This is a genomic window from Aquibacillus salsiterrae, assembly GCF_028416595.1.
Lineage (GTDB): Bacteria > Bacillota > Bacilli > Bacillales > Amphibacillaceae > Aquibacillus_A > Aquibacillus_A salsiterrae.
In genome coordinates, this window is sequence record NZ_JAMQKC010000004.1 from 150,738 (window position 1) to 162,294 (window position 11,557).

Consider the following 11,557-nt stretch of genomic DNA (forward strand, 5'->3'; position numbering starts at 1 on the left):
TCAGTCCAGCTTCGGAGCCTAGCCCCTCGAGGTCACAAGTCATTTTACTTCGTGGCTATAGAGCAAGCCACTACGTAAACTGTCTTGTGCTTGTCGGCGCTGATCAAGGCTCCTACGCTTCCTATCTCAGTCCAGCTTCGGAGCCTAGCCCCTCGAGGTCACAAGTCATTTTACTTCGTGGCTATAGAGCAAGCCACTACGTAAACTGTCTTGTGCTTGTCGGCGCTGATCAAGGCTCCTACGCTTCCTATCTCAATCGAGCTTCGACTCCCAGGGGATCGTGGATAAGCAATTCCCTCTTCAAGGCTGATAGTTCACAGCCTTTACGCGGACCTTGCTTATCCAGTCGCCCCTAACCGGTCGTCTCCGCATCTAAATTCAGTCCAGCTTCGCGGGCCAGGCGCTCGCGTCATAAGCAGTTCACCTTCAGTGACCAAGACCAGGTCACTTGCGGTGCTCTACTTATGCGTTTCGCGTCTACCAAGCCCGCTACGCTTCCTTATTATGCCATTTGCTTAGCTTTTTCTACTACTTCTTCAATGCGTCCAACTAGACGGAACGCATCTTCTGGAAGGTCATCGTATTTACCGTCAAGAATTTCACGGAAGCCTTTAACTGTTTCTTGGACTGGAACGTAAGAACCAGGTTGGCCAGTAAACTGCTCGGCTACGTGGAAGTTTTGCGATAAGAAGAACTGGATACGGCGTGCACGTGCAACCGTTAATTTGTCTTCATCAGAAAGCTCATCCATACCTAGGATAGCAATGATATCTTGTAACTCTTTGTACCGTTGAAGTGTTTGTTGTACTTCACGTGCTACGTTGTAGTGCTCTTCACCAACAATTTCAGGGTCAAGTGCACGAGATGTTGATGCTAATGGATCCACGGCAGGGTAGATACCTTGCTCAGAAAGCTTACGATCCAAGTTCGTTGTTGCATCTAAGTGAGCGAATGTTGTTGCTGGTGCTGGGTCAGTATAGTCATCGGCAGGTACATAGATAGCCTGAATTGAAGTTACTGAACCTTTTGTTGTTGAAGTAATACGTTCTTGTAATTGACCCATTTCCGTTGCAAGCGTTGGTTGGTAACCTACGGCAGATGGCATACGGCCAAGTAAGGCAGATACCTCAGAACCTGCTTGCGTGAAACGGAAAATGTTATCGATGAATAATAATACGTCTGCGCCTTGTTCATCACGGAAGTACTCCGCCATTGTAAGACCAGTTAACGCTACACGCATACGTGCACCTGGAGGCTCGTTCATCTGACCGAATACCATCGCAGTTTTTGAAATAACGCCTGAGTCCTTCATTTCAAAGTACAAGTCGTTACCTTCACGTGTACGCTCACCAACACCTGCGAATACGGAAATACCACCGTGTTCTTGTGCGATGTTGTTGATTAATTCCTGGATAAGTACTGTTTTACCTACACCGGCACCACCGAATAGACCGATTTTACCACCCTTAATATAAGGAGCTAGTAAGTCAACAACCTTAATACCAGTTTCTAAAATTTCCGTTTCTGTTGCTAAGTTTTCAAATGCAGGAGATTGACGGTGAATTGGATCACGACGAACGTCTCCAGAAATTTCTTCGTCAAGGTCGATTTTTTCACCTAGTACGTTAAATACACGACCTAATGTAATGTCACCTACAGGTACAGAAATTGGAGCACCTGTATCAGCTACTTTCGCACCACGTTGTACACCCTCCGTGGATGACATCGCGATTGTACGAACAGAATCATCACCAAGGTGAAGGGCAACTTCTAATACAAGATTATCGCCATCGTTCGATTCCACTCGAAGTGCGTTGTATACTTCAGGGAGTTGTCCGCTCTCGAATTTTACATCGACAACAGGTCCCATGATTTGTGTAACAAATCCCTTGCTCATAATTTTCCCTCCTAACTTACTATCTTCAACTATCAGACTGTACAAATGATTTGTACTCCGGTATCTAGCTCCAGCGCCTCCCCCTCATGGTATTAAGTCAATCCTGTTTGTGGAAAACACCACATTGATGGTCAACTTAAGCATGTCGGGGTAACCAAGGTGCCTCCGCTTTTTTTATTTATTTTTGTGCAGCTGCTCCACCAACGATTTCCGTGATTTCTTGCGTGATTGCTGCTTGACGAGCACGGTTATACTGCAAAGATAGATCACTGATCAAGTCTGTTGCATTATCCGTAGCACTTTGCATTGCTGTCATACGTGAAGCGTGTTCACTTGCTTTACTGTCTAAAATGGCACCATATATTAAGCTTTCCGCATACTGTGGTAATAACACGTTAAGAATTTCTTCTTGGCCAGGCTCATATTCATAGGTGCTCGAATTCTTTTTCTTACCTTGTCCGATATCGGTAAGTGGTAACAGTTTTTTCTGTGTTACTTCTTGAGATATAGCACTTATAAAATGACTATAGAAAAGAATTAATTCATCAATCTCTTCATCAATATATAGCTGAACTGTTTCAGAAGTAAGGTCTTTAATATCAGCAAAATTAGGTTGGTCAGCCAAGCCTGTTACTTCGTTAGACACTGAAATTCCGCGCTTTTTGAAAAAGTCACGACCAACTCTACCTAATGCAATAACGGTATATTCATCCTCTGATTTGTGCCGCTGTTGAATCGTGCGATACACGGTACGGAGGATACTACTGTTATAAGCACCAGCAAGTCCACGGTCAGAAGTAATTACGAAGTATGCTGTTTTCTTCACTTCTCTTGCTTGTAGCATCGGGTGGTCGACTACCTCGCCACTGCCTGCGATACCTGCAACAACTTCTTGAATTTTCTCACTGTATGGTACGAAAGACTTTGCGTTTTGTTCGGCGCGGTTTAGCTTTGACGCAGAAACCATTTGCATCGCCTTTGTAATTTGTTTCGTTTTTTGAGTGGAATTAATTCGTGTTTTTATGTCTCTTAATGACGCCACGTATGTTCACCGCCCTTTCCTAAAAAGGTTTACGATAGATGGGCTCTAAGTAGTCTAGCGTGAAGAGTCTCATATAGCCTCTTCACACCGGACCAACCATTACTATTTCTTATTCAGAAATAACAAATGTTTTCTTAAACTCTTCTACCGCACTGTTCATATCAGATGCTTCTGCAAGATTTCCTGTTTCACGGATCGATTTCAATAGATCTGCTTTGTTGCTATCCATAAAAGCGTGGAATTCAGCTTCGAAGCGTGTAATGTCTGCTACAGGAATATCGTCTAAATATCCATTAACAAGTGCATAAATAATCATTACTTGCTTTTCTACAACAAGTGGCTTGTGCAAGCCTTGCTTTAATACTTCAACCGTACGAGCACCACGGTTAAGTTTTGCTTGTGTCGCTTTATCTAAGTCTGAACCGAACTGTGCGAATGATTCCAATTCACGATAAGATGCAAGGTCTAGACGTAGTGTACCAGCAACTTTTTTCATCGCTTTGATTTGGGCAGAGCCACCAACACGTGATACGGAAAGACCAGGGTTAATCGCAGGTCTTACACCTGAGAAGAATAGGTCTGACTGTAAGAAAATTTGTCCATCTGTGATGGAGATTACGTTTGTTGGAATATAGGCAGAGATATCCCCAGCTTGTGTTTCAACGAATGGAAGTGCTGTTAAAGAACCGCCACCCTTTGCATCACTAAGCTTTGCCGCACGCTCGAGTAAACGAGAGTGTAGGTAGAATACATCCCCTGGGAATGCTTCACGACCTGGTGGGCGTTTTAATAGTAGAGATAGCTCACGATATGCTGCTGCTTGTTTTGATAAGTCATCATATACTACTAGTACGTGCTTACCGTTGTACATGAACTCTTCACCCATTGATACTCCAGTATATGGAGCTAGGTATAATAACGGAGCTGGGTCTGATGCACCTGCTGATACAACGATTGTGTAGTCTAACGCACCGTAACGACGAAGCGTTTCAACTGTACCACGAACGGTTGATTCTTTTTGGCCAATCGCTACATAGATACAAATCATATCTTGGTCCGCTTGATTTAAAATAGCATCAATTGCAACAGTTGTTTTACCTGTTTGACGGTCACCAATGATTAATTCACGTTGTCCACGACCAATTGGAACTAGTGCGTCAATCGCTTTGATCCCAGTTTGAAGTGGTTCATGAACAGATTTACGATCCATAACACCTGGTGCTGGTGATTCGATTGGACGAGCTTTCGTTGTTTCGATTGGACCTTTCCCATCGATAGGTTGTCCAAGTGGGTTAACAACGCGTCCTAGTAGTTCCTCACCAACAGGCACTTCCATAATACGGCCAGTACGACGAACTTCATCGCCTTCGCGGATGTCCGTATAAGGGCCGAGGATTACAATACCTACGTTACTCTCTTCAAGGTTTTGCGCCATTCCCATAACGCCATTAGAAAATTCTAAAAGCTCGCCAGACATTACGTTGTCTAGACCATGAGCACGGGCAATACCGTCACCAATTTCTATAACAGTACCAACATCATTCACTTCGATGTCAGCATCATAATTTTCGATTTGCTGTTTTATCAGCGCACTGATCTCTTCAGCTTTAATGCTCATGCCATTTCACCCCTATCATCATTTATTTGCAGAAACTATATTCCGTTCGATACGTGCAAGTCGACCTTTCAACGTTCCATCATAAATAGTATTGCCTATCTTCACTCGAACTCCACCTAAAATACTAGGTTCGACAACATTTGTGACGTTTAGGTTGTTAAGGTTCAACTTCTGCTTGAACACTTCGACTAACTCTTTTTTCTCGTTATCTGAAAGTTCACGTACAGAGTAGACTGTTGCTTCTGCGATTCCCTTTGATTCATTCACGAGTGTTGCAAAGTGGTCAACTATCTGAGGGATAGCGTCTTCGTTGTGTCGGTCAACAAGAATTTTCAATGTATTGATTATTTCTTTAACAAATCCGTCAAATGCTTTATCAATTAGTTGTTTTTTCTTATCTGTACTCACTCGTGGATGCTCTAGGAATTTATTAAATGCTTCATTATTTTCAAAAACTTCTTTAACAATTTGAAGCTCAGCTTCTAATTGCTCGACGATTGATTTTTCTTGTGCTAGTTGAAAAAGAGCTTCGGCGTAGCGTTTTGATACCGTTACTGTACTCATCGCTCTTCTCCTACCTCTTTAATGTACTCGTTGATCAACTTCTCTTGATCTTGTGCATTAATTTCTTTCTCAATTACTTTCGTTGCAATCTGTACAGAAAGTGTCGCCACTTGATCTTGTAGAGCTTTGATCGCCTTCTCTTTTTCTTGCTGGATTTCTTCTTGAGCAGCTTGTTTAATACGCTCTGATGCCTCGCGTGCTGCTGCAATAATATCTTGTTCCTGCTTTTGTCCCGCCTTTTTCGCTTCATCAATCAAGTGTTGCGCTTCTTGACGAGTTTTCTTTAATTCATCAGCGGCTTCTTTAGATGCTTTTTCCGCCTGCTCACGATTTTTTTCAGCAATATCTATTTCGTTTGCAATGTGGTCTTCACGTTCCTTCATGACGTTCATTAAAGGTCCCCAAGCGTATTTACGTAAAAGGAACAATAAAACGACGAAGAAGAACAATTGCGTTAACATATCTCCTGGTAATAGACCACCCAAAACACCAGCATAAATCGTAAATGTACCGACAAATGGTAGCACAGTGCTCACTCCTTTCAGGTAAAATAACCGTTTATATAACATCTAACCTGTATATCGAAAACGTTTAAGTTCAAAATTGCATAAAGCAATGGCGAAAGTTCAAAAAATTGAACTTCGCCATTTAACACTTAGCTCTGTTACTTAGCCACCCATAACGATTAATGCGATAACTACCGCGATAATCGGCATCGCCTCAACTAGACCTACACCGATAAACATTGTCGTTTGAAGTGCACTACGTAATTCTGGTTGACGCGCAATACCTTCTACTGTACGACTTACAATCAATCCGTTACCAATACCAGCACCAAGTGCCGCTAATCCTACTGCTATTGCAGCTGCTAAAGCTCCCATAATAAAAATCCTCCTCAAAATATATATAAATTAGTTTGTTTTTCCGCTTAAAAATGTCATCTTGAAACTTAGTTGTCTGACACCCTAAGAGCGGGGCGAAACCTCAGGCTAACAGAAGTTTCCTATTAATTAATGGTCACTGCTCACTTTGTGAGACATGTACACCATTGTTAACATAGTAAAGATAAATGCTTGGATTGCACCTACAAACACACTAAACCCTTGCCATGCAAGCATCGGGATTGCACCACCCAGGAATCCAAGCACACCTGATGCAGTTAACCCAGCAAGCATTGTTAGTAAAACTTCCCCTGCATAAATGTTACCAAACAGACGAAGACCTAGTGTCAACGTGTTGGAGAATTCCTCTAGTAACTTTATTGGGAATAAGAACGGTAAAGGGCGAAAGTAGTCTTTGCTATATTCCTTAGCACCTTTAACTTTAATTCCATAATAATGAGTAAGTACGATAACCATTGCAGACAACGTTAAAGTAATACCAGGATCTGATGTCGGTGATTTCCACCATAAACTGTGTTCAGGGCCTACGTACATAAAAGCAACACCTAACATATTGCTCACAAAAATATACGTAATCAACGTTAGACCCAATGGCAAAAATACTTTACCTGTCTTCCAGTCCATCGTATCTCCGATTATCCCCTTTACGAAATCAACTACCCATTCCATAAAGTTTTGTAATCCAGTTGGTTTCATTTGAAGACTTCTTGATGCGGCAACCCCTAAAATGAACACGATTGTTGATGAAACTGCAATCATCAATACATTTGACAGATTAAAGTCCAACCATGGTATCCCAAACACATCAAGAGCTAAGGGTTTTACTTCTTCTTCCATTTTTCTTCACCTCTCTTCCCAACTCTAGTTTCTAGATTTAGATAGTAGATAATCTATCATAATGACAAGGTAAGCTGTCATTAATCCAATGAGAACAGCAATTACATGGAAATAATCCTCAAACCGAAGGGCGATTAATACGGCTAGGGCAGCAGATGCCATACGTGTAAATGTCCCAATCCCCCGCACAGGTTGATTGGTAGCAGCTGCTTGTCCAAATTGCTTGATTTTCCTTTGCATAAGCCAAAGGTTGTAAAAGCTCAACACAGCTCCAAGGAGGAGTCCGAGGAAAATACGAGGATACGGTGTAATTCCCGCTCCAAGTACTAATAACGCAAGAAGATAGAACATCCATTTTCTCTGACGGGTTATCATATTGTCATAAGCTTCCATATTACTTGTCTCCCGTATATTTTCTGACTAAATGGATCGTTCCATATGTACCGGCTCCCGAGTTTTAACAGAAGAACTAGCACGATAAAAAGTGGTTTTGTAGAAAATAGGTGATCACACTGAAACCCCTATCATTCCACACTTGATTAGCATACAATAGCGGTTGGTCAATGTCAATCGGTTTGAAGGTGAAACTTATTTTCAATAAATTCCAATCGATTTAACCTTTCTCTAGCATGTTTTATTATATATAAAGCGCTTGTCTGACTCCACCCTTAGCTTTGTTTAAACTAAAAAAATTGTGTTAAATTCGACATTTTTGTGAACACGCTTGGTAAAAATTGTGGAAATTTGTTTTATTGATTCATTTAATCTAGAAAAAAATCGTGTTTTATGTCCATCTTCTGTTTATGTGCTATTACATTTAAATCTCCCACGCAGCACGGAAAGCGTCTGCCCAAATCAGGCAGACGCTTCTTTTAAACGATAAGAAAAAGATCCAAGAGCTGTCTAGCTCCAGGCGCCCTGCGCTTTTCTTTATTGAATCGTCAATTCCATCTGGTAGTCAAACGAATCGCCTTCATTTGTTGTTACGCGTACATTCGCTAAATATAAGCCTCTTTTGCCTATTTCGCGTTTTGCTAAAGCTCCTTCAATCACCCCTTGTCCCGGTTCGTCTAATTCAAGCAGTGTCCGGTCAAACGACATTTGGTTTGGATCATAAAGATCGACAGTTACTTGCTCTACTTTTTCCGGAAGATAGAGACGATAGCGATACTCATCGTCTGAGAACAGCTTCAGGGCAAATTCAACACCCATTACTTTCGGATAATCAGCTTCTTGATTAATAAACATATATGGTAATTGATAGGTATCATTGTCGCCCGCTAAGGTCAGCCAACCTTGATGGATCCCCTCATTAAGAAAGGCATCATTTACTTTCAGTGTGATTGGAATTTGCTTTTTTTCATTCGGTCCAACCGTAAACGCTTGTGGCAGCTGAAAGCTTAGTCCGGCTTGTTTTTTCGGAATGTCAAACCGAAACGATTGTGTCTTATTTGAGACATTTTCAACCGTCATCGTTACTGTTTTCGTTTCAGATAGGTTCGTTATTTTACCGAACGACAAAAGCGAGTTGTAGATAATCACTGGTGTATCAATTGCTTTTTCAATCCGCATCCGTCCCATGCCTTGCTCAATTGGTTCATAATACTCATCCCCATTTTTTAGTGGAAGAGCGGTCGTCAGCAAAGCACCTTTTAGCTTTGCAGGTGTCCAGTCTGGATGGGCTTGCTTCACTAATGCTAGTCCTCCCGCAACGTGCGGTGCTGCCATACTTGTCCCTTGCAATTCCATATAGCCGCCCGGGACAGTACTATTGATCGCTGCACCTGGCGCAACAATTTCCGGTTTAATGTCCCAGTTGGCAGTAACAGGGCCGCGAGAGCTAAATGACGCAATGTCATCTTGGGTTTGTTGATAGTTGGTGTTAATCCAGTACGTACCTTTTTCCGCTTGTTCAACGAGCCATTTTCCGTCCGCCTCGGAAATCGATGCAACTGGAATGCCAATTTCACCTTTATCATCAGCAACAGAGCCTTGAACTAAACCTTTTTCATTGTTAAAAATAATCACACCTTCTGCACCAGCTGCCTCTGCTGCTCTCGCTTTTTCCGCAAATGGAATGACGCCGCGCTTCATCACTACAATTTTCCCACGGACGTTCGGGATTTCTTCCGTACCTAGTCCTGCGTAAACAATCGGGTACTTCCGTTCAAATGCCCACGGTTTTGCGCCCATGAAAGGTGCAAGTTCCATGACTTTACCTGCGAAAGAGTCATAGAGATACGGTGTTTTGAGTGGCGGGGTCGATGCACCAACCGAAATCGCTGTCGGTGCTGTTGCTGGCGAACCAACTGTCCAATTGGCGGGCCCTGCATTTCCATTTGCGATGACGACTGACGTACCAAGCTCAATCGCACGACTTACCGCAATACTTGTTGGCCAATCAGGACCATTGATTGTATTACCGAGCGACATATTGATGATATCCATGCCGTCTTTCACTGCCTTTTCGATCGCAGCAATCACTTGGATTGACGTCCCTCTACCACCAGGTCCAAGCGCCCGGTAGCCATAGAGATCTGCTTCTTTCGCAACTCCTTGCATGTTTCCATTACCAGCTATAATGCCTGATACATGTGTTCCGTGCAGCGTCGGCATCCCTTGGTCAGGTTGCGTTTCCATTGGATCATCATCTAAGTCAACCAAATCGTAGCCGCCTTTAAAGCTATTTTTTAAATCTGGGTGGGTATAATCGATGCCTGTATCAATTACGCCGACTTTGACATCTGCACCAGTCCGTCTAGTCTTTATTTCCTGGGTCATATCTCCTTTTAAAAAAGGGACGCTTTTGTTTACTTCATTTTCATTAAATGATTTTAAGGAAGATGGACTAACGTTTGCCTCATATGTACGGACTGGATACGATTGTTTGACAAAGTCTAGCGCACCCATGTCAACCAGATTCTTCGCCGACCCTTTTAATGCCAGTCCGTTCAGCAACGTATCATATACTTCGACAACGTCAATGAATGGATAATAATCTTCTATATATTGTTTACGAACTTGAGGGTCTCCCTCAACCTCTAAGATAATCGCTTGCTCTTTGTCTCTGGCATGGATTTGATTAGGGGGAAGAAGGCTTGCCATTAGTAGTGGGATGACGATGCATAACCGGAATTTCATCTATCTTCTCTCCTCCTCATTTTGTCCGTAGTATGGCGGCTTATTGGTTTATTTATGTAAAATCCAAAATTGTGGGAAAATTTGAAGAACCGCTTATCTAGAGGGGCTATTTTTATGCTTTAGCTAGCGAAAAATCTATTTTCCACTGTTTTACACTTAACAATTATTCGATTTTCATTCGTTTACTTTATCCTTTTGAGCTGTGTATATTATTTTTAAAAAGGATGAAGAGTAATGTTACTAAAAGCTCGCACAATACCACTCGAATTAATTCTGTTAGAAAGCTTGAATACTAGGATGTCGCTTAGCGAAAAAGATGCTAGTACTTTTTTTAATCAAAAAAAGGGATATAAAGGGGAGTGCCGATTCGACCAATTGTTTGAACCTTTAGTTAATAAGTATCACATCATTAATGATCTATTACTTGACGTGAATAACAGCTTGGTCCAAATAGATTCTCTCTTCATCGCTTCTGACACTATCCATCTTTTTGAAATTAAAAATTTTGAAGGGGATTTTATTTACGAAAACAATCGATGGCTCACCGGGAATCGAACAGAGATTAGCAACCCCCTACTGCAGATTAATAGGAGTGAATCATTGTTCAGAAGATTATTGCATGACTTGGGCTTCAGTTTCGCAATTAATTACCACCTCATCTTTGTTAATCCTGAATTTCTTCTTTATCATGCACCACAACATGCAGCTATTATTTTTCCTGCTCAAATTAATCGTGTACTTGACCGCATGTCTGTCCAAACTGGTAAACTGAGCGATAAATTAGCCAAGCAGTTAGTTTCACTTCATGTGAATGAAAACCCGTATAGACGATTACCAAAGTATAGTTTTGATGAGTTGGCGAAGGGGCTATGCTGTATGAATTGTGGAAGTATCGTTACTTCATTGAAGCATAGAAACATACTATGTAATTCTTGTAACATAGAAGAATCAGTTGATCATACCATTCTTAGAACTATAAACGAATTCTCAACGCTTTTCCCAAACGAAAAGATAACTACGCGCGCTATAAATGCATGGTGTGATAATCAAGTTTCTATTAAAACAATCCAGAGGGTGCTTGCCAAAAACTATACCTACATCGGCCACGGTAAATCATCAAATTATGTGATTAAATAATATTCACTTCCTTTGACTACCGTTCCAGGCCTCATAACCGGCTCTCGGGGGCCATTCACTTCCTTTGACTACCGGTCCAGGCCTCATAACCGGCTCTCGGGGGCCATTCACTTCCTTTGACTACCGGTCCAGGCCTCATAACCGGCTCTCGGGGGCCATTCACTTCCTTTGACTACAGTTCCAGGCCTCATAACCGGCTCTCGGGATTCATTCACTTCCTTTGACTACCGGTCCAGGCCTCTCAACCGGCTCTCGGGATTCATTCACTTCCTTTGACTACCGGTCCAGGCCTCTCAACCGGCTCTCGGGATTCATTCACTTCCTTTGACTACCGGTCCAGGCCTCATAACCGGCTCTCGGGGGCCATTCACTTCCTTCGACTACCGGTCCAGGCCTCTCAACCGGCTCTCGGGATTCAT

The 11,557-nt window shown here is 42.3% G+C and carries 10 protein-coding genes; 1 reads left to right on the top strand and 9 read right to left on the bottom strand.

Annotation, left to right across the window (positions count from 1 at the left end):
* Window positions 1-502: 502 nt before the first annotated feature.
* The 9 genes from atpD to NC799_RS07370 form a co-directional block, all read right to left on the bottom strand.
* The gene (atpD, locus tag NC799_RS07330; protein ID WP_272445741.1) at window positions 503-1,897 is read right to left on the bottom strand and encodes a F0F1 ATP synthase subunit beta; all 1,395 of its coding nucleotides are present in this window, start codon (window positions 1,895-1,897) and stop codon (window positions 503-505) included.
* 178 nt (window positions 1,898-2,075) lie between these two features.
* On the bottom strand, window positions 2,076-2,939 hold the full coding sequence (gene atpG, locus NC799_RS07335; protein WP_272445742.1) for an ATP synthase F1 subunit gamma: 864 nt from the start codon (window positions 2,937-2,939) through the stop codon (window positions 2,076-2,078).
* 109 nt (window positions 2,940-3,048) lie between these two features.
* A complete protein-coding gene (gene atpA / locus NC799_RS07340; protein WP_272445744.1) occupies window positions 3,049-4,557 on the bottom strand; it encodes a F0F1 ATP synthase subunit alpha in 1,509 nt (502 codons plus the stop codon).
* An 18-nt stretch (window positions 4,558-4,575) separates the two neighbouring features.
* Window positions 4,576-5,121, bottom strand: coding sequence for a F0F1 ATP synthase subunit delta (locus NC799_RS07345; protein WP_272445745.1), 546 nt, complete (start codon window positions 5,119-5,121; stop codon window positions 4,576-4,578).
* Complete coding sequence (gene atpF, locus NC799_RS07350; protein ID WP_272445873.1) at window positions 5,118-5,582, bottom strand: F0F1 ATP synthase subunit B; 465 nt, start codon at window positions 5,580-5,582, stop codon at window positions 5,118-5,120. The genes NC799_RS07345 and atpF overlap by 4 nt, the downstream gene beginning before the upstream one ends.
* A gap of 207 nt (window positions 5,583-5,789) precedes the next feature.
* A complete protein-coding gene (atpE, locus tag NC799_RS07355; protein ID WP_272445746.1) occupies window positions 5,790-6,002 on the bottom strand; it encodes a F0F1 ATP synthase subunit C in 213 nt (70 codons plus the stop codon).
* Window positions 6,003-6,131: 129 nt separating this feature from the next.
* Entirely contained in the window at window positions 6,132-6,860 is a 729-nt protein-coding gene (atpB, locus tag NC799_RS07360; RefSeq protein WP_272445747.1) for a F0F1 ATP synthase subunit A, read from the bottom strand.
* A gap of 24 nt (window positions 6,861-6,884) precedes the next feature.
* Entirely contained in the window at window positions 6,885-7,253 is a 369-nt protein-coding gene (locus NC799_RS07365; RefSeq protein WP_272445748.1) for an ATP synthase subunit I, read from the bottom strand.
* 537 nt (window positions 7,254-7,790) lie between these two features.
* Window positions 7,791-10,001, bottom strand: coding sequence for a S8 family serine peptidase (locus NC799_RS07370; RefSeq protein ID WP_272445749.1), 2,211 nt, complete (start codon window positions 9,999-10,001; stop codon window positions 7,791-7,793).
* Between the two features lie 234 nt (window positions 10,002-10,235).
* Between NC799_RS07370 and NC799_RS07375 the strand changes: the two genes are divergently transcribed.
* Window positions 10,236-11,138, top strand: coding sequence for an NERD domain-containing protein (locus tag NC799_RS07375; RefSeq protein WP_272445751.1), 903 nt, complete (start codon window positions 10,236-10,238; stop codon window positions 11,136-11,138).
* Window positions 11,139-11,557 lie beyond the last annotated feature (419 nt).